The 18,799-nt window shown below is 42.2% G+C and carries 24 protein-coding genes; 21 read left to right on the forward strand and 3 right to left on the reverse strand.

Annotated elements, in window-relative coordinates:
* Window positions 1-2 precede the first annotated feature (2 nt).
* The 18 genes from EKN16_RS05860 to EKN16_RS05940 all read left to right on the forward strand — a co-directional run bounded on the left by EKN16_RS05860 (window position 3) and on the right by EKN16_RS05940 (window position 13,487).
* Window positions 3-1,319, forward strand: a complete 1,317-nt coding sequence (locus tag EKN16_RS05860; protein ID WP_125654509.1) for a phage tail sheath family protein — start codon at window positions 3-5, stop codon at window positions 1,317-1,319.
* Window positions 1,319-1,789, forward strand: a complete 471-nt coding sequence (locus EKN16_RS05865; RefSeq protein WP_125654511.1) for a phage tail tube protein — start codon at window positions 1,319-1,321, stop codon at window positions 1,787-1,789. The genes EKN16_RS05860 and EKN16_RS05865 overlap by 1 nt, the downstream gene beginning before the upstream one ends.
* 24 nt (window positions 1,790-1,813) lie before the next feature.
* Complete coding sequence (locus EKN16_RS05870; protein WP_125654513.1) at window positions 1,814-2,236, forward strand: phage tail assembly chaperone; 423 nt, start codon at window positions 1,814-1,816, stop codon at window positions 2,234-2,236.
* Between the two features lie 233 nt (window positions 2,237-2,469).
* Complete coding sequence (locus EKN16_RS05875) at window positions 2,470-4,161, forward strand: phage tail tape measure protein (protein WP_125654515.1); 1,692 nt, start codon at window positions 2,470-2,472, stop codon at window positions 4,159-4,161.
* A complete protein-coding gene (locus tag EKN16_RS05880) occupies window positions 4,154-4,936 on the forward strand; it encodes a LysM peptidoglycan-binding domain-containing protein (RefSeq protein ID WP_125654517.1) in 783 nt (260 codons plus the stop codon). The genes EKN16_RS05875 and EKN16_RS05880 overlap by 8 nt, the downstream gene beginning before the upstream one ends.
* A gap of 3 nt (window positions 4,937-4,939) precedes the next feature.
* A complete protein-coding gene (locus EKN16_RS05885) occupies window positions 4,940-5,917 on the forward strand; it encodes an XkdQ/YqbQ family protein (RefSeq protein WP_125654519.1) in 978 nt (325 codons plus the stop codon).
* Window positions 5,914-6,210 (forward strand): DUF2577 domain-containing protein, encoded by a 297-nt coding sequence (locus EKN16_RS05890; RefSeq protein WP_125654521.1) that lies wholly within the window; start codon window positions 5,914-5,916, stop codon window positions 6,208-6,210. The genes EKN16_RS05885 and EKN16_RS05890 overlap by 4 nt, the downstream gene beginning before the upstream one ends.
* The gene (locus tag EKN16_RS05895) at window positions 6,210-6,605 is read left to right on the forward strand and encodes a DUF2634 domain-containing protein (protein ID WP_125654523.1); all 396 of its coding nucleotides are present in this window, start codon (window positions 6,210-6,212) and stop codon (window positions 6,603-6,605) included. Before EKN16_RS05890 ends, EKN16_RS05895 begins: the two co-directional genes overlap by 1 nt.
* Window positions 6,598-7,653, forward strand: coding sequence for a baseplate J/gp47 family protein (locus EKN16_RS05900; protein ID WP_125654525.1), 1,056 nt, complete (start codon window positions 6,598-6,600; stop codon window positions 7,651-7,653). Before EKN16_RS05895 ends, EKN16_RS05900 begins: the two co-directional genes overlap by 8 nt.
* A complete protein-coding gene (locus tag EKN16_RS05905) occupies window positions 7,653-8,231 on the forward strand; it encodes a putative phage tail protein (protein WP_125654527.1) in 579 nt (192 codons plus the stop codon). Before EKN16_RS05900 ends, EKN16_RS05905 begins: the two co-directional genes overlap by 1 nt.
* Window positions 8,232-8,234: 3 nt before the next feature.
* Window positions 8,235-9,401, forward strand: coding sequence for a hypothetical protein (locus EKN16_RS05910; RefSeq protein WP_125654529.1), 1,167 nt, complete (start codon window positions 8,235-8,237; stop codon window positions 9,399-9,401).
* A gap of 11 nt (window positions 9,402-9,412) precedes the next feature.
* Window positions 9,413-10,480 (forward strand): hypothetical protein, encoded by a 1,068-nt coding sequence (locus EKN16_RS05915; protein WP_125654531.1) that lies wholly within the window; start codon window positions 9,413-9,415, stop codon window positions 10,478-10,480.
* Between the two features lie 90 nt (window positions 10,481-10,570).
* Entirely contained in the window at window positions 10,571-11,098 is a 528-nt protein-coding gene (locus tag EKN16_RS05920; RefSeq protein WP_125654533.1) for a hypothetical protein, read from the forward strand.
* Between the two features lie 331 nt (window positions 11,099-11,429).
* A complete protein-coding gene (locus EKN16_RS33425) occupies window positions 11,430-11,555 on the forward strand; it encodes a hypothetical protein (protein WP_260182685.1) in 126 nt (41 codons plus the stop codon).
* 159 nt (window positions 11,556-11,714) lie between these two features.
* Window positions 11,715-12,008, forward strand: coding sequence for a hemolysin XhlA family protein (locus EKN16_RS05925; protein ID WP_125654535.1), 294 nt, complete (start codon window positions 11,715-11,717; stop codon window positions 12,006-12,008).
* 19 nt (window positions 12,009-12,027) lie between these two features.
* On the forward strand, window positions 12,028-12,303 hold the full coding sequence (locus EKN16_RS05930; protein ID WP_125654537.1) for a phage holin family protein: 276 nt from the start codon (window positions 12,028-12,030) through the stop codon (window positions 12,301-12,303).
* Window positions 12,293-13,213: a GH25 family lysozyme gene (locus EKN16_RS05935; protein WP_125654539.1), complete on the forward strand. Its 921-nt coding sequence runs from the start codon at window positions 12,293-12,295 to the stop codon at window positions 13,211-13,213. Before EKN16_RS05930 ends, EKN16_RS05935 begins: the two co-directional genes overlap by 11 nt.
* Window positions 13,214-13,307: 94 nt before the next feature.
* Window positions 13,308-13,487, forward strand: coding sequence for a hypothetical protein (locus EKN16_RS05940; protein ID WP_125654541.1), 180 nt, complete (start codon window positions 13,308-13,310; stop codon window positions 13,485-13,487).
* On the opposite strand, the gene EKN16_RS05945 is transcribed toward EKN16_RS05940, so the two are convergent.
* Together EKN16_RS05945 and EKN16_RS05950 are read right to left on the reverse strand one after the other, a co-directional pair.
* Window positions 13,476-14,234, reverse strand: coding sequence for an HNH endonuclease (locus tag EKN16_RS05945; protein ID WP_125654543.1), 759 nt, complete (start codon window positions 14,232-14,234; stop codon window positions 13,476-13,478). The genes EKN16_RS05940 and EKN16_RS05945 overlap by 12 nt on opposite strands.
* The gene (locus EKN16_RS05950) at window positions 14,231-15,409 is read right to left on the reverse strand and encodes an AAA family ATPase (protein ID WP_164522687.1); all 1,179 of its coding nucleotides are present in this window, start codon (window positions 15,407-15,409) and stop codon (window positions 14,231-14,233) included. The genes EKN16_RS05945 and EKN16_RS05950 overlap by 4 nt, the downstream gene beginning before the upstream one ends.
* 1,071 nt (window positions 15,410-16,480) lie before the next feature.
* Between EKN16_RS05950 and EKN16_RS32095 the strand changes: the two genes are divergently transcribed.
* A complete protein-coding gene (locus EKN16_RS32095; RefSeq protein WP_164522688.1) occupies window positions 16,481-16,651 on the forward strand; it encodes a hypothetical protein in 171 nt (56 codons plus the stop codon).
* A 571-nt stretch (window positions 16,652-17,222) separates the two neighbouring features.
* On the opposite strand, the gene lexA is transcribed toward EKN16_RS32095, so the two are convergent.
* Window positions 17,223-17,843: a transcriptional repressor LexA gene (lexA, locus tag EKN16_RS05960; RefSeq protein WP_125654549.1), complete on the reverse strand. Its 621-nt coding sequence runs from the start codon at window positions 17,841-17,843 to the stop codon at window positions 17,223-17,225.
* A 191-nt stretch (window positions 17,844-18,034) separates the two neighbouring features.
* On the opposite strand from lexA, the gene EKN16_RS05965 reads away from it, so the two are divergent.
* Both EKN16_RS05965 and EKN16_RS05970 read left to right on the forward strand, forming a co-directional pair.
* A complete protein-coding gene (locus EKN16_RS05965) occupies window positions 18,035-18,415 on the forward strand; it encodes a LysM peptidoglycan-binding domain-containing protein (protein ID WP_125654551.1) in 381 nt (126 codons plus the stop codon).
* Window positions 18,416-18,607: 192 nt separating this feature from the next.
* A complete protein-coding gene (locus EKN16_RS05970) occupies window positions 18,608-18,799 on the forward strand; it encodes a DUF896 domain-containing protein (protein ID WP_125654553.1) in 192 nt (63 codons plus the stop codon).

Raw genomic sequence — 18,799 nt, forward strand, 5'->3', positions numbered from 1 at the left:
CGATGGCAGGTGGAACCTTTACAGCACAAAACAAAGTACGTCCAGGTGTTTATATCGATATTATTAGTGAGCCGGCTTCACTAGGAGCAGTTGGAGAACGAGGTATTACTTCTTTGGCCTTATCTCTCCCATGGGGGGTCAGCGGAACGATCATTACGATTCAGGCAGGGGACGATACTAAAGCAGTGCTCGGTTACGATCTGAATGACCCGGAGATGCTGCTTATTCGTGAGGCGCTTAAACGTGCGAAGACACTGCAGCTTTATCGACTTAATACAGGCGTCAAAGCGACAGCAGCGAGTGGGAATTTGACTGCGACGGCTGTCTATGGAGGAATCCGAGGCAACGATATTCGTATCGTCATCCAGACGAATATCGATAACAGTGCGATGTTTGATGTTATTACTTATTTTGCTGGTGATATCGTACAAACCCAGACGGTTGCGAATATCGCAGGACTTGTTAGTAATGCATGGGTTGTATTTAGCGGCACAGGTACACTCGCTGTCACGGCTGGTGTGCCATTGATCGGTGGTGCGAATGGAACGATCACAAATGCCAATTATACTGCTTATTTAGCTTTGCTTGAGTTAATCGACTTTGATACTTTGGCTTACACGGGCACAGATGCTTCCTTAAAGGCAATCTACGCTGCATTTGTTCGTCGTCTACGGGAGAATGAAGGGAAGAAAGTTCAGGTTGTGATGGAGAATTACCCTTCAGCAGACTACGAAGGTGTTATTAGTATTAAGAATGGGGTCAAATTGTTTGATGGAACGGTGCTAACTGCGGCACAAGCAAGTGCTTGGGTAGCTGCAGCCACTGCAGCTGCTGGTGCTAACCAATCTCTTACTTATCAAGCCTATGATGATGCCATTGATGCAGGTACACGCTACACGAATGCTCAAATCGAAGCGGCCCTTACAGCTGGTGAGTTCCTATTCGTGCTGAACAGTGGTAAAGCGGTGATTGAGCAGGACATCAACAGCTTGACTAGCTTTACACCGCAGTATTCGAGGGTTTTTGCGAAAAATCGCGTGATTCGAGTATTTGATGGACTAGCAAATGATATTCAACGTATTTTCCAGCAGTCCTATATCGGTAAGATATCGAACAATGCAAACGGACGCAGTTTACTTCAAGGTGAAATTATTTCTTACCTGCGAAGCATGCAGAATATGAATGCCATTCAGAATTTTGATGCGCAAACGGATGTCATTGTATCTGCTGGCGAACAGTCGGATTCCGTATATGTTGAAGTTTTTGCACAACCGATTGATTCTATTGAGAAAATCTACATGAAAGTGAGGGTCAGCTAATGACATATCTACACGCTAAAGACACCATCTCAGGACAAGAAGGAACGGCTTACGCGATCATTAATGGCTTATCCGAAGAAATGTTCTATATCAAAAAGCTCGAAGCGAAAGTGGAGAAAACAAAAGCCGAAGTGAAGACCCTCGGCCGTCGAGGAACGCAGCATAAGGCAAGCGGTTGGAATGGCAGCGGCACGATGACGATCTATTATGTCACGTCTCGCTTTAGAGAAATGATGCTGAAGTATATTAATGAAGGTAAGGATACTTACTTTGATATTATGGTGACCAATGAAGATAAAAGCTCAACCATTGGTAAGCAAATCGTTCGATTAACAGGAGTTAACCTAGACAGTGTTATTATGGCCTCTCTTGATATTGAGAGTGATGTACTCGAAGAAGAGGTGGCCTTTACCTTCGAGGGTGTTGAGATGGTCAAGAAGGATATGTTTAATGCTCCAACCAGTCTCTAAACGATAATTAGGAGGGAAAAATAAATGAGTGAATTAAGCGCATTTTTTGCACAAAATGTTCAAACGGATGTAATGGAAGAATTCGTAGTCTCCACACGTTTCAAGGGTGCTGATGGTCAGCCGGTGGCATGGAAGCTGCGAACAATGGATGAGGATGAGAACGAGTACTGCCGTAAAGCCGCAACGAAGCATATTAAGAACAAAGGCGGACAGCGGATCCCGGAGACGGATTATAATGAATATATTACAAAGCTGATCGCGACATCCGTTGTTTTCCCCAATCTTAAGGATGCAGAGCTGCAGAAATCCTATGGCATTTTGGGAGAATGCGCTCTACTCAAGAAGATGCTCCTGCCAGGCGAGTACGCGACATTAACGCAAAAAATTCAAGAGATGAACGGTTTCGATCGTGATATGTCGGAGCTTGTTGAAGACGTAAAAAACTAATCAAGGAGGGCGATGGTGAGGCGAATTACGCTTACTACGCTCTCCATGAGCTTCGCATTCTGCCACATGATTTCGTGCAAATGGGCCGTTATGAAAAAGCGGCCATTTACGCCATGATTGATGTCCGAATTGAAGCCGAGAAACAAGCAAAGAAATCAAAAGGAAAATAGAAGCTATCAGTTAAGCGTCCTTTCACAGGGCGCTTTTTTACATGTCTTGAAGGAGGTGGATACATGCCATCAATACAAGCAAGTATGGTGCTGTACGATAATTTCAGCCGAAAGCTGAATGCAGTCAACCGTGCCATTGATCGAACCGTTAAACGAATGGGACGATTGCGTTCAGAGATGAGTAAGGGCTTCACGATTAAAGTGAATGCGTCCTCTCTAGATGGACAAATCTCGTCTTTTCAAAAGGTTTTGGATGGCGTAAGCACTGGAGTGACCATTCGTGCTGAGCTTGACACGGCAAGTGCTGTCAATCAAGTCAATGCACTGCGATCACAAATCATCTCGAAAATAGGGGCGATTCCCGGTCAAATCAATTTAACGCTTTCTCCTACTTTTGAGAATTTGTCTACTTTGATGTTCTCTGCAGTTAATGCGATTAATACGCAAGTGGAGCAATTGCTGCGAACGGTGAGCGGCATTGCGTCGGTTACAAGTGGAGCATCAGCAGCGTCTGTGACGCCAACTGTGCCCATGGCGCAAGCAGCGGGACCAGGTGCTAGTGGTGCAAGTGGTGCTGGTGTAGGAGGAGATTGGGGTGGAATTGCTCAACTTGCAATTGATAGTTCAAAGCCATTAAAGGAATTGGTAGATCAAGCTACTGCTGTTTTTAATATATTTCAACAAATATCAAACTTATTAACGACAAGTGATCTTGCCTATCTTGAACCTGTTCTTTGGGGGATCGTAGGCGCTTATTATGGTTGGCAGCTTGCATCACTAGCGGTAGCTGCAGCTCAAGGTTATGCAATTGTCACGAATGCGATATCTATTATACAAACCGTTATAGGGACATTTGCAACGTTGGGATTATCTCAAGCTTGGAGAATACTGAATGCAGCGATGAACGCTAATGTATTTATGTTGATTATTTCTGTCGTTATTGGTCTTATCGCGATGTTTATTTATCTTTGGAATACGAATGATGCTTTTGCTGGATTCTTTATGCGAGCATGGAATGAACTTTTGAATTTCTTTGATCAAGTACCTGTATTCTTTTGGCAGGTTGTCAGTTGGATAGCCCAAGCCTTCGTTTGGCTTGGGGACAGTGTTGGAAAGATCTATGATTTGATGATTAACGGCATTATTGATGGAGTAAATATGCTACTGGGTGTATTTAATATGCTAACAAACAGCAACTATAAAATTGAAGGGAAATTTAGTTTTAAAGGCATTGCTCAGGATGCGGTTGATTTTGCGAATTCAAAGAAAGAGGATGCAGCGTCAAAGGCAGCAGCAAATGCAGCAAATCGTGAAGCGAGTGTTCAGAATACCTTGCAAAAACGAAAAGATGATAGAGCTTTGAAAGCTGCCCAAAAGGATCAAGCTAAGCAGAATAAACAAGTGCCCGCTTTAACCAAAATGGATCCTACCTATAATGCCAGCTTGAATGATCCGGGTCGAAACTTAAAATCGCAGCCAGCAGCTCCCTTCGCTCAAGGAAATCAAACCCTTGATCGGGTGAACACAGTTGGTAAAATCGACGATACCGTGGAAATTTCCGGTGAGGATTTGAAAATTATACGTGATCTTGCTGAAGTTAAAGCGATTCAGAACTACGTGACGCTGACACCTACTGTACAAGTGACTACGGGTCCTATTTCGAAGCATGTGGATGCAGATGAATTGATCAGGAATATTGTTGCAAGGGTAGATAGTGAGGTTCGGGAGTCGGGAAAGGCGGTGAGTAATGCCTAGTTTATGGAGGCTGAAGCGAGATGAATATAATATCTACCTGTCTTGGAATAACAACGCTGAAGCGATCCGAATTCCAGTAATGCCTGAGAAAATGCAGCTCAAGCGAAAAGGCAATGGAAAAGTCTATGACATCGTTGGCCTTGGACAAATTAATGCCATTCAAGCACGAGACTTGGCAGAAATCAGCTTTGAAAGCTTTTTTCCTAGGGTTGATCAGAGCAACCCGAAATTAATAGATGTAAACCCCAAGTTATTTCCAGTAGCACATTTCGTTGATTCAGGACATTTTCAGAAATTTAAACTGCCTTTCGTAAAGGCTAAAAAGATGACGCCAAGTCAATATATTCATTATCTGACCAAATGGCAGGATTCCAAGTATCCGATCCGATTTATTTACACGAGTCCTGAGATGTCCATTAATCTCCCTGTTAGTATCGAAAGTTTTGATCGCTGGGAGTCTGCTGGATCGGAAGGAGACGTCTACTATCAGATGACGCTTAAGGAGTTTGTGTTTCATGCTGCTCGTAGGATTGACAAGGGTAAAGATACTAACGGGAACGATGTACTTAAGGATAAAGGCAAATCACGCCTTGATGAGCGGGTGCCTCCCAATACGTACACACTTAAGTCCGGAGATAGCTTGATTCTTGTTGCACGCAAGCAGCTTGGCGACTCCGGTCGGTGGAAAGAAATCCAGAAGCTCAATGAGATCAGCGATGCCCAGCTCAAGAAACTACCCATTGGTAAAGTGCTCAAATTACCGAAGAGGAAGTGAACTATGTTTGAAATTATCCTCGACAATAAGAATGGTACGCTGTGGAATATCACGGAGCTGGTGACCAGCGCCACATGGCAAACGAGCAGGCTCGGAAAAGCAGGAAGCTTGGAAATCACTTTCGTCGATGATCTCTATCAGCGGAATCCTGATTTTATCTATGAGGTAGGCAATGTGATACGTGTTCGAAGAGAAAACAAGGGTATCTTCTATGGCTATATATTTGAAGTGAATGAGGAAGCAAGTCGGGAAATTAAGCTGAAGGCATACGATCAAATTCGCTACCTGCTCAATAGTGAATCGTATGTGTTTGTTAATAAAACCGCAACAGAGATTATTAAAACGATTATCAGTGATACCCAGCTTACGCTGGATAGTTCGAATTTTGCAGACACCTTGAAGCCAATTCCCAAAATGTCTGCAGAATCTCAACAAATGCTGGATACAGTCTTCAAAGCACTTTCTGAGACCACGGCTATTTCAAAAAAGATTTATATCTTTTATGACGATTTTGGTCAGCTTAAGCTTACTCCTTTGGAGGATATGAAGCTGGATCTGATACTTGGTGATAATAGCCTCGTAACGAACTTCAGTCGATCTTATTCGATTGACAGTGATACGTATAACTATGTGGTTATGACCCAGAAGAACGAAGAGTCAGGTGCCACCAAGAAGTACATTGCTATGGATTCGGGCACTATTGCAAAGTGGGGAAAACTGCAGCTTAACCGTACTGCCGACGAGAAGCTGAATAAAGCCCAAATCAACGAAATTCTGGATGCAGCATTAGCCCTCAAAAATCGTCCAGTGAGTACATTGAAAATTGAGGTACTAGGCGATATTCAGGTAAGGGCAGGTTCTATGATTCAGGTTGAGATCAAGGAGATCGAGTTGAATGGGATTTTTATTGTGAAGGAATGCCAGCATAAATTCACTGGGGACGAGCATACGATGTCACTCGAGCTGGAGGGGAAACTATGAGCTTAGTCGAATTAATGAAGAAAATTAGTGTTGGAGCCGTGGATGCTTCAAGTCCTGTAGCTGTGTATTTTGGGATCATAAGTGCCATACATCCTTTGGAGGTAGCCGTCAATCAGCGGTTCATTCTTCCGGAGGATTTTTTAGTTGTACCTGAAAATTTATCCGAGTTTAAGTTGAACATTGGTGGTCAGGAAACGGTTATCCGGCGCGGGCTAGAGGTTGGGGATAAAATTGTTATGCTGCGAATTAAAGGCGGAGAGCAGTATGTTATTTTGGATCGGGTGGTGGGGTGATGGTTCTCCCGATAGGCGGAATATCCGCGGCATTACAGGAAGTCGTAAGTGAGCCCAGTCTGACTTATCGGTTGGATCCAACTCTCGGGCGAATCGTCGGTTTAATTGATGGCCTTGAGGCTGTGAAGCAGTCCGTTTACAAAATATTGCAAACGGAACGATTTGTTTACCCCATTTATTCGAGCAATTATGGGTGTGAGCTGATTCGAAATGATAACATTACGATTGAGTTTGAGAGATGGATTACGGATGCATTAACCCAGGATGATCGGATTGAAGGTATATCAGACTTTGAATACACACAGTCGGGCGATACAGCTACGTTATCTTTTTCGGTTGAATCTACTTTTGGCAAATTTAATGTTTCGACAGGAGGTGGGAATACAAATGTATGAGAGTCAAACCTATGAGCTCATTTTACATCGCATGCTGGACCGGGTACCTACAGAAGTAGACAAACGAGAAGGCAGCATTATCTATGATGCACTTGCGCCAGCGGCTCTTGAGTTGTCAATTGCTTATGCTTCGCTGGATATAAATTTAAATCTTGGATCTGGGCAGACAGCCACCGGCAGCTATTTGGATCTACGGACGATGGACTACGGAATTACACGAAGAGAAGCGACAAAGGCTGTTCATGAGGGGATCTTCTTGAATACAGTGGGGAGTTTATTTGATATCCCTATCGGGAGTCGGTTTGCTTCTGGGAGCGTTACATTAATGGTTTCCTCTCGATTATCGTTGGGACATTTTGAGCTGACAGCAGAAATGCCTGGGTCGGAAGCCAACTTAACAACAAATACACTGCTGCCAATCGATTATATTACCAATCTTGGTACTGCGCAGTTGGGCGGATTGCTTGTACCGGGTACGGATATCGAGTCCGATGATAAGTTACGTGAACGTTATTTGCAGACTGTACGCACACCTTCAACGAGTGGGAATAAAGCAGATTACCGGAAATGGGCGCTAGAGGTTAACGGAATTGGGGATGCAGCTGTTCTTCCGCTCTGGAATGGTCCTGGTACGGTCAAAGTCATATTGCTGGATGCAAATAAACTGCCGGCTTCCTCAACATTGGTGGATGATGTTCAAGCCTATATCGCGCCTACGAATGCAGGAGAGGGGAAGGCACCTATCGGGGCAACGGTTAATGTTGTGTCTGCAGTTGGCATTTCTATCAACGTAACGGCAGCTCTAATCATGGACGGTACGAGAACTGCTGGAGAGATTATCAATGATTTCAAAGCCTCCCTTACCGCTTATTTGAAAAGCATAGCCTATGCCATCGACCCCTCTGTTAAGTATGTACGTGTCGGTTCCTTGCTGCTAGATACAGATGGTGTGAAAGATTATTCCGGATTGCTCGTTAATGGCGGGAGCAGTAACGTGACGGTAGCTTCTGGCTCTGTGGCTGTTCTTGGGAAGGTGAGCTTAAGCTAATGGGTGATTACACATTAACGTCTTTGAAGGGTCAGGATATGCTGGAGGCGCTGCCTTCTTATTACCAGACGGTAAGAGAGAGCCGATTGCTTGCACAAACAGAAGGTCTTGAGCTAGACGATTTGACAACCAAGATTGACGGCGTACTGGATCAGGCTTTTATTGAGACAGCCACATGGGGCTTAACTCGGTGGGAAACCGAATTTGGGATCACTCCACCAGCGGGACAGCCTATCGAGCAGCGTCGATCAGTGGTTCGCTCTCGTATACGGGGTACGGGAACTGTGACCGAGGATCTGATCAAGCGTGTGGCTGAGTCTTATCTCAACGGAGAGGTAGCGGTAACTCAGCATACGAACCTTTATACCGTAACGGTGACTTTTATGAGTGAGCTCGGTATTCCGCCGAACATTGATGATATTAAACAAGCTGTACGCAGTATCCTTCCCGCACATTTGGATGTGGAATATGCTTTTTCCTATGTTTCCTTTGGCATGTTGGAAGGTTACGGTAAATCGTTTGGAAATATTGAAGCAGCCGGATTAACATTCGGCGATTTAGAAGTATGGGGAGGTTAATGGATGCAGACTCTACCTAGTGGAATAAAGAAAGTTGAAGCTTCAGATAACGCGACAGTCGCGAATTTTAATGTGAATGTGGATTTGCTAGATGCAAAGATTGCGGAGTTAAATACGCACGAAACGGCAACTACTGGGATACACGGTGCAACGTCAGCAGGCACTGCCAATAAGTTGATGATTCGTGATGCTAACGGGCGTGCAAAGGTAGCCGCGCCGAGTTCAGCTGATGACATCGCTCGTAAGGATACGGTAGATGCTTTACTCATATCTCCGGTATTTACTGGTATGCCAACCGTCCCGACAGCAGCTGCAGATACCAATACAACACAAGTGGCATCAACGGCTTTTGTAATCGGCCAAGGTTCCAACACATTACCGGCAATGGACGGAGCGGTCACTATTGGAACGTCCGCACGCTTTGCTAAAGCGGATCATGTCCATCCAGCAGATACTTCAAAAGCCCCACTAGCATCACCTATATTTACTGGAATTGCAACTGCGCCGTATTTCAAAGCGACTGGTGATACTACCCGAAATCTAGTCGCAGCTACTTGGGCTGATTTGTCGGCGAATACTGGAGGTCAAGCATTATTAGCTAATAATGCTTACACTGATGGAAACAACAGTTGGAAGTATTCCAATACTCACGCATCGCTTGGCGCTCGAGGTATACGTCTATCAGTTAGTGGAGGAATTGAGAGTTTTGATACGGGGGCAGTCGCAACTACTGCAGATGCGGCTTTTACTCCTACATGGGTAAAGATGGCTTCACTACTATCACCAGCTTTTACAGGTACACCAACCGTCCCGACAGCAGCGGCAGATACTAATACGGCACAAGCGGCATCGACTGCTTTTGTAATAGGCCAAAATTATATGAAGAAGTCTGACGCTATTCCTGCAGGATCTATGAATTCAGATATATCCAATATCATGACGCTACTCAACGAAGTAGATACACGAGGTGTATTTGTAACTCGCGTTGACGGTTCGATAACAAAGATCGAAGAAAAGGACGGCTCAACCGTCGTCAGAACCACGGTACTTAATAGGGTTAACGGGTTGCTCTCTACTATAGTTCAAACGGTAGGCGGTAAGGTTATAACCTATACAATCGTAAGAGACAGCAGTAACTTAATTAAAAATCTTGCAAAATCAGTAGTCTAGGAGGTTATATTGTGGCTGACATGGTTTCTTTGGCTTTAATGGATGATATCCTGCGACAAACGACAGTTGTAGAAAAGTCTTACCCTCTATGGGGAGGTATGCCGCTTACTAAGGGCAATGTATCACGCGTACTGTCAGATGGCAAGGCTGCCGACCTTCCTGTCGGAGTATTCGGATCAAGGAAGGTATCTGCGCCATCAGGGCTTACATTGGCTTCTCAATCTTCCTTTGTACTTATGAGTTCTCTGCCGGTAAACTCTACTCAAGCAATCGTTGTTTATTATGACGGTACATCTGTATACGCTTGTGTAGTAACAGAAATCAATTACGTGGTTAGTTATGGAACCGCTGTTGTAATAGCAACCACTGCATCAGGTCAAAATCCTCTGAACGGTTTTATTGATGGTAACATAGTATCGCTGGGCGGCGGTAAGTTTTTAACTTGGTATACATCCTCAGGTAACACAATGGGAGTAGTGTTAACCGTTTCAGGTTCTGCAGTGTCTGTAGGCTCTGTGTACAGTTTGGCTACCGGAGTTACTACTATGTTCTTCTCTATAGGTGTGCTGACGGTTGGATCTAAATACGTTGCTATGTACAGCGACGGATCAACCGTAAAAGCTGTTGTATTAACAATAACAGGTACTACGATTGCGCTAGGCTCTGTTGCTACTCTTGTTACGGCTGCTGTGTACGGGTCATATATGAGCGGGTGCGGATTGAGTGCAACACTAGGGGTTGTAACGTATTCTACAGCTTCTGCAACATTCATTATAGCCTTCTCGGTATCAGGAACGACGATAACCGCAGGTACGGCGCTGAACGCGACATCGTCAGCCAATAATAACTCGCTTAGGATATTCCCTCTGTCCGCCACGACTTGCGTAGTATTCTATGGAGGCTCTAGCAACTATGCAGGAGGTTTCACTTGTTCTATAAGCGGGACAGTTGTTACTAAACTTGCAGGATTAACGCTTATGTCTCCAGGGAGCCAGGTAAACTATTTGTGGGTTATGCCTATAGACGGAATTGGAGCGTTTGCTGTGTTTACCAACTCTTCGAGCAGTTCGTACTTATAAGTATGCGTAGTAAACTGCTCGACAGATGGCACTACTGCAATCCAGTCCGCCTTATCGAATATATTCGGTTCTTCGTCACCATCGTCTAATATGTATTCAAGTAACTTTACAGCTACTTCTGACATCGTTAACAAACGCGTCACTTTTGCTTACGCGGGCACATTGAATTCTGGACTTAGTATTGTAAAGACAGGCAGCGTTAGTTGGCTCGGCGGAATTAATTTCAACCTAGTCGATAGCGGCACAGTTCAAAATCTACCGATCAGCGCAACAATTAATATAACCCCAGCAAGCTCGGTTTTCCTATCGGCAGACAAGGTTTTGTGCTTATTCTTAGGAACAATAGGAGGGGTTGCACAAAGCGCGGTAGTACTGCTAACGCCTGAAACTGCTCTGAGTTACGCCGGAGCCGCTTATGATATGGCGGTAGGGATAGCCACTGGAGATGCTAAGGTAGCCCTAAAAGGTATTGTAACAATAGCTGCCGGAGGGCTTATGGCGGGGGCACAGTATTACTACGACTCCAATGGCGTTATCACCCTAGTAGCTACAGGTAACACATCTCTAGGCAAAGCGGTATCAACAACAGAAATAGTCTTGAAAGACTATATATTCTAATTAATGAGGAGTTGTTAACAAAGTACATTGCGGGTGTAGTTGTATTAATAGGAGAGCAAGCAGAAGAGGTTGAGTGAGGTATCTACGTAGGCGACTGCCTATACTCAGAACCTAACTTAACTATCCACGACGTATCCAATATAGAGGGTATATAACCCCTCAAATTCTGCTACAAACCATAGCAAGGATTCTCTCAAAATCTTAACTACCTTCCATCTGATTCAGACAAAGTAGTAAGTCTGAGAAAAGAGCTCGAAGCTGTTCAAGAAGCCGTTATTGCTATAATGGATCTCTTGATGTAGCTAACAAGCTAATGAAGGGAGGTGATACAATGTACGCATTCATTCTTAGCATGTGGGTGGCAAAAAAGATCATAGAAGGAAAAGTAAGAAGCTATTCACCTAAATTCATTTCACCAGAAGAAGCTGATTTGGTTCTAGCAACGCCGCAACTATAAGATAACCTGCTGAGCTGATTAATAGTTTCATATTCGACACGGTAGACTTCGCATAGGCGGGGCTATTTTTAATTTCTGCAGGTTTAATACGAAGATTCTTATATACAGAATGAAGCCTCGCCTAGTGCGAGGCTTTTCCTTTTGGAGAGGGGGGATCAAGTGGCTGAGATGCAGATATTGAATGATATTGCTGTGAAAGTAGGGAAGCTCGAAGCGCTCCAAGAGACAAATGCTAAAGCCATTAGTGATTTGACTTCGAGCGTCAATAGACTTGTAGATCGGTTGGGGCAATCAGATGACCTTGCTCGAGAAGCAGATCAACGAGCGCGATCTGCTCATCATCGACTTGATAAGATAGATAAAATCATTTTCTGGTGTGGATCAACTGTAATCGGTGGAATTATTGTAACCATTGTTGCTTATGGCATGAAGGGCGGATTTACTACGCCTTAAGAAGAGAGGATGATAGTTCATGGAATGGAATGTGATTTCGCAATTGCTCGATCCAAAGTTAGCAATTGTTCTAGCAGTTTGTTGGGTGCTTGGATTTATCTTGAAACAAACTCCAAAGGTACCGAATTGGAGCATTGTTTATATTGTCACAGTCTTCGCTATAGTCTTTGCTGTGTGGATTATGGGAATTAGTGCCTTATCATTCTTGCAAGGCTTCTTATGCGGAGCTGTGAGCGTGTACGGCTATCAGATGGTAAAGCAAGCTAAAGAAGGAGCTGAAAAGAATGCAAACTAAAAGCCCTAGTAATTTGAAGGTTATCGACGTATCCCACCATCAAGGCTCTATCAACTGGCCCAAGGTTAAGTCAGACGGCGTTGATGGTGCCTTTATCAAGGCGACAGAAGGGAAAACGGGTATTGATTCCAAGTTCTCATCCAACGCTACAGGAGCCATCCTAGCGGGGCTGAAAGTAGGGTATTACCACTATGCACATCCAGAGAATAACCCTGCTGAGGTTGAAGCAGCTAACTTTGTAAACAAGGCTAATGGCTTCGCAGCCGACTTTCCGCATGTACTGGATGTTGAAGGGAAAGCGGACAGTCTAGGAGCCGTGAAGTTGACAGCTTGGTGTGTAGCGTGGTTGAAGGAAGTGGAACGCCTTACAGGGCATTCTGTGATGATTTATACGGGGGCGAGCTTCGCTAGATCATACTTAGGCAAGGAATTGAGCAAGTGGCCTCTTTGGATTGCTCATTACGGAGCAGCTAAGCCAATGGAAAATAACATATGGTCTGAATGGTCCGTGTTTCAATATGCGGACAATGTTAAGGTAAGTGGAATCACTGGTAGTGTCGATATGAACGTGATGGAGAAAGCTTTTTACGATAAGCACACCATTAAGCTACCGGCTCCAGAACCAACGCCAACAGAAAACATTAAAGTCATCGTTGACGACAAGCTGACTGCCTACGGACGTATAATCAAAGGACACGTATATCTGCCGATTTGCAAACTAGGTGAGGAGTTAGGGTATGTGGTTGACTGGAATGCTAGAGCCGCAACGCCCTACATTAACGGCAAGCCAATAACGTTTTACGAAGCTATCGATGGCTTGACCTATATTGGTGTACGTGCTGTAGCCGAATTGCTTGGCGGTACTGTATCATGGAACGTAGAAGAGAAGAAGGTATTTTTCTATAAGTAATACAATACCCCACTGGTTTATTATGCTGGCGGGGTATTATATTGTTTGTCATGGAAATTAGCGTCCAATCATAATTTTAAATGAGGTGATAAAAATGAACTTAAATCAAAACGGAGCATTTATTTTTATTTCTGAATCCCCAAACGGTAAATATGTTATGCTGATTCCAGTTGGAGATAAAGAAGAACAAATTGTAATACCCAAACATTCGTTTGATAAAGATTACGAACTTGTAACAAATAACACTTACAGAAAAAAGCCGCTAAGCGGTTAGCGGCTTTTTAGTAGGGAGAGCAAAGCTTTGAATTGTGTACCAAAGCGTTTCGAGTTCCTCATTCCATAAGCCTTCTGATTTTAAAATATCAATCACTTCTACGAATAACTGATTATTAATAATTTCTGTCGCAACTGTACCTGCGTATGCTTCGGGAGCAGTACCTTCCTCCATTATATTTGAGGCAGACTGAACAATTTGGTTTCTCCTACGTGTTGTTTTTTCATCGTTGTAGGTTCTACATTTTTTTACTAGAGATTCTATTTCTTTGTGAACAGCTTGTGAGACTTCAAACCTTGGAAAGACAACTTTTCTCGAGTCATTGAGTTGTAATAATTCGATTGTTTCTTCCCCTACAGAGGTCAAACCAATAAACCTGTAACTATTTAAAGCTAAATGTTCTCTTGGATCCATAAGTGCTGGATTAACAATAGGATGAACCAGAGTATCATGATTTGACTTTTTACCATTACATCTTTTGCAACTAGGTAAAAGATTATCCCATACTACTACTAGGTCAGGGTTACTAGATTTATCTTGGAAATGTTCGACTTCCATATACTTAGATTCAATGTTCAGCTTACACTCGCAGTATGCACATTTTGAATGAGAACTCTCTAAAAGTGCACGCTCAATATATGTTTGCTTCCAAACAGGTTTTCCTGTTAATTTAAATTCTTCAGTTAGTCTCGAAATTACTTCATCTGTAAGTTCAGTCGGTTTTGGTAGTTTTTTAATTTTTATCATGATACATCACTTCCAAGAGATGCTAATTGTAGCTTTAATAGTTTTCTTAAGTGATTACTGGGGTGTATCATCTGATCTAACACTTCAAACGACCTTTTTCCATCCTCAAAATTATCATTCTCCAAGGCAAATTCAAAGTCATTTAAATACTTAATAAAAAGTGGGGATCTAGTTTCTTCAAGACCCATCACATCTAAAAGGATTTCTTCAACTGTCCACCCTTGAAATCCATACTTGCTTGAAGAGATTTCTCGAATAATGACACTTTCATTCTCATCTCTACCTAAAGAAATGATTTCATTTGGTGCTGTTGCCTGTATCACATGAGCGCTATGGGTTGAAGTTATAAACTGTGCTTTTGGAAATATCTCCTTTAAAGTATAAACAAGATTACTTTGCCATTTTGGATGAAGGTGTAAGTCTATTTCATCAATTAGAACAACACCTTCGAATTCACTAATTAATAAATTATCGTTTGAAAATCTTAGTTCTATTTCTTTTATTAAGCCTAAAATAATAAAAATTAAGGATTTATAACCGGAGGATAGATATTCAAAATATATCTCGGAATTATCTTTTTGATTAAGCATAATATCATTTGTTCCGCCTTTTACTCTTGAGAAAGAGATTTCCGGGTCAATTTTATGAAAAATTGATTTGGCAAATTCTAAATTATGTTGTTGTGCACCAGTAAGAGCATCTTCATGTTTTGACCATAAATGTCGACTCACAAACCAGTTTTTTGCGTCCGATATACCCATACCGGATACAAGTAAACTATTATCGTCGTTCTTCGTATCTCTTGAAATAGAATGTAGGGGAATATAATCAAACGTTCTATTAGTTTTAATCGATATTATATTGCTAGCATATTGATTTCCCAACACAAGATGGCCGGTAAAATGTTGTGGATCATCTGGATGGAAGTTGCTTTTAGTAACTTTGAATGTTTCACCAGCATCAATAACAACCTCCCAATTTCCACTTTCATGATCTGCTTTTTTTCTTAATAGAGCATTATAATTATGAGAAAATGTTTGGGCAATACACTCTAAAATTGTTGTTTTACCGATACCGTTTGGACCGCAAATAATATTCATATTGTCATTAAAATTAATAGTTAGATCTTCTATACCACCAACTCCATGAATATGTATCATCTTTATCTTAGTCATTTGACACCTCACCATTCCTATTGTATTAATATTACATGGATCGGAAGTACCGAAGGGCGTAGTTCGAAAGCGTCGACAAACAACCACGCTACCTTAATCCCATAATATCCCAACCATTAGCAAAGTAGTTCATTTCTTTGCGAAGTCTATTTAAACAGTTTCTTAATCATTTGAAAATATCAAATGAGGTCCAGTTATAAACTTTGTTATAGGCTGACTTCTTGGGATTCCGTAGGAACCCATATCCCCTCGGCATCTTGATCCCTAGCAGGTGAACGAGCTGTCGTTTAACACTCGTTCTTGCTGCGATCCGTTTCTTGAGGCTTGGAGTGCGAAATCTGAATTTCATATTATAACCCCCGAACCTTTATTTGTTTTATTCTTAAAATCCTTTTTCAACTCGAATTATTATGAATTGAGACTATTTTACTATAACAGACACTTAATGGCGATATGCGAAAAATAAACCAACACTTGCTAGCTTTTGTTGGCGAGGGTTTTGTCATTATAAGGTTCTATGATAATGATTTCTAGATGACTTTTAGAATATTTTACCAAAAAATTAATAGCCTTTTTTGGTGGTGTTTGGTAAAATTACTGGACAAATACACCGATAAAACCCCAGCCCAAGCATATAATTAATAACAAAAACTTCATTTTTTTATAGATAGGATACTTCAAAACTCAAGCACTCCTTATAAGTAGAACAATGAATAAAGGAAATCCAGGTGCATTCCCGATTATACCTATTAGTTCTGCTTGCTGTTACCATTTCTATATTCTCTAGGTAGAAGAGAAATAGAGCCGATCAGGAACACGGTGTCTTTTCAAGAGTAAACGGAACTCATATTCACGGTTTGCCTATCCATTCAGGGATAGAAGTTCAATTCACTTTATCGAATGATTCACTTTTGTTTTTTTCCATAGTCTCAATTCTGAAATAAAAATCAATAAAATCAAAGCTGTATCTGCTATGTCACAAAACGATTTTGCTAAAGAACAAAAAGCGTTGCGGGTAGGGCGGTAATTGGAGGGCTATTACTTGGCCCTGTTGATTCCATTGTAGGTGGAATGAGTGGGATAGGAACAAAGAATTCAAAGGGCGGTTTTCTGGTCATTAACTACATAAACGAAGCCAACGAACTTGCTGCTGTCGTCTTGAATGTAACGTTACTTATTACAGCTAAAAAAGTAGCAGGAAAAATCAATCAAACTGCAGACATTCGTATTGTTAACTTATAACTATTCCCATTTTGAAAGAGCCATAGGATACTAATTTTATGGCTCTTTTTTATCCGTTTTTCCGAAGGATGACTTTTTCTATATTAGCGTTAATTCATTGTTGTCGTAAGATCCCGCGGCGTTTCCCCAGCGATTGGGGAAGACGGTTCGGACCGTTCCTAGCGGCCCCAGAGGCGCAATGAGCTCGTCAGGCGGGGGGGATTTAAGAGTAAGCACCAAAGCGACTATCATACCTTTCTCCCATGCTTATGAGGTAATGCGTGAAGTACTACGATATTGCTTCTGCTGCGCGCCAGAATAACAAAAGAAACTATCTGATCTACTTAAGATAGTTTCGCAAGCGCTCAAAACCATTACGATTGCTTTCTCAGGTATAAGATTGAGCTTCAAGTACAAGAAGGCTAAATTTACGTATGTGAATACCTTGTTTAGAGAGCTTTATGAATAATCTTTTATCACTAGAACATTGTTGAATTCCATAAGAATTCTGCCAAATCAAAAGAGGGACTCAACTAATGCCAAGTTACTGGCAAAGTAGAAGTCCCCTCTGTTCGTGTTGGAGCGGTATGATTTAATGAATATCACGGAAAAGCCCGATGACTTTGCCAAGAATGGTCACGTTGCGAAGACGAATAGGTTCCATAGAGTCGTTCTCCGGTTGAAGTCTGATATGATCTCTTTCCCGGTAGAATGTCTTAACGGTCGCTTCGTCATCTTCAGTCATCGCAACAACGATATCACCATTAGAAGCCGATTGTTGTTGGCGTACAATAACGTAATCGCCATTATGTATGCCGGCATTAATCATGCTTTCGCCCATAATGCTTAGTATGAATACAGTATGATCGCCGACCTTGTCAGCAGGAAGAGGGAAGTAATCTTCAATATTCTCAGTCGCTGTAATCGGTACACCTGCTGTTACCTTACCGATTACAGGTACTTTAGCGATCGCTAATGGAAATGGAATATCCGAATCGTCTGTATCTAAAATTTCAATAGCCCTAGGTTTGGTAGGATCTCGGCGTATAAGGCCTTTCTTCTCCAAACGGTCCAAATGACCGTGAACGGTCGAGCTTGAAGCGAGACCGACGGCTTCTCCGATTTCACGTACGGAAGGCGGATAACCTTTCTCGCGAACTTCCATCTTTATGAATTCAAGTATCGCCTGCTGGCGGTTGGAAAGTTTCGACACTAGAATCACTCCAAATTTTCATTTGTGTCAAATTATAACACAGAACCGGAGTTCGTACAAACATAAGTTCGAGAAACAAAGGTTCGCATTTTTCTGCGAACAAACGTTCCAATTTGTGATTGACTGCAAACGAATGTTCGTGTTATTCTGTTCTCAGGAACAAATAGAACAAACGTTTGGGGTGCTGGGGAATGATGACAACGATATCTTCTTACTCAACTAATTATAAGGATGGTGGAGCTAACAAGCGGATTAGCTCCCGGTTACATAAGGAACGTCGAGCAGAACGTCTGCTGGTAAGACTTGCGGCAGCGACATTGTTCTTTGTTCTCCTATTTACAGGGATGACGCTTGTAAAGGGATTTGCGGATGGAGAAAAGCCTGCAAATGCGGGAGTTGGTGAGAAAGTGATGATCGTCAGCAAAGGGGAAACCTTATGGAATATTGCAGGTTCTGTTCGTGAAGAAAATCAAGATATACGTCGAGTTATATTCGATATTAAATCACGCAATAATTTGACATCAAGTGTTCTGCTTGAAGGTCAGTCTTTAATTATACCTACTAATGAATAGATAACAAATTGCGTAGTGATTTATCTTCTTTTGAACAAGGCATAACTAATAGCGATAGATAGTTTATAGCAACTCCTCTCTATTGATCCGATTTCGTCTCTCTTAGACATCGTTCCGCCTTGACAATGCGGGATTAAAAATGTCAAAGTAAAGAGTGGAATATGGATCGCAACTAGAGAGGAGTTTTTTGGTATGGAGAAACTGATCGCTCGCATTAATGAGCTGTCTAGAAAATATAAGACTATAGGGCTGACACCGGAAGAAACGATCGAGAGAGAAGAGTTACGTCAACAATACTTGAAAAACTTCAAGAGTAACTTCAAGAATCAGCTTGATAGCATTAAATGGGCTGAAGATGAGGAAGACAATAATACAAAGCATTAA

It is taken from the genome of Paenibacillus baekrokdamisoli, assembly GCF_003945345.1.
Classification (GTDB): domain Bacteria; phylum Bacillota; class Bacilli; order Paenibacillales; family Paenibacillaceae; genus Paenibacillus_Z; species Paenibacillus_Z baekrokdamisoli.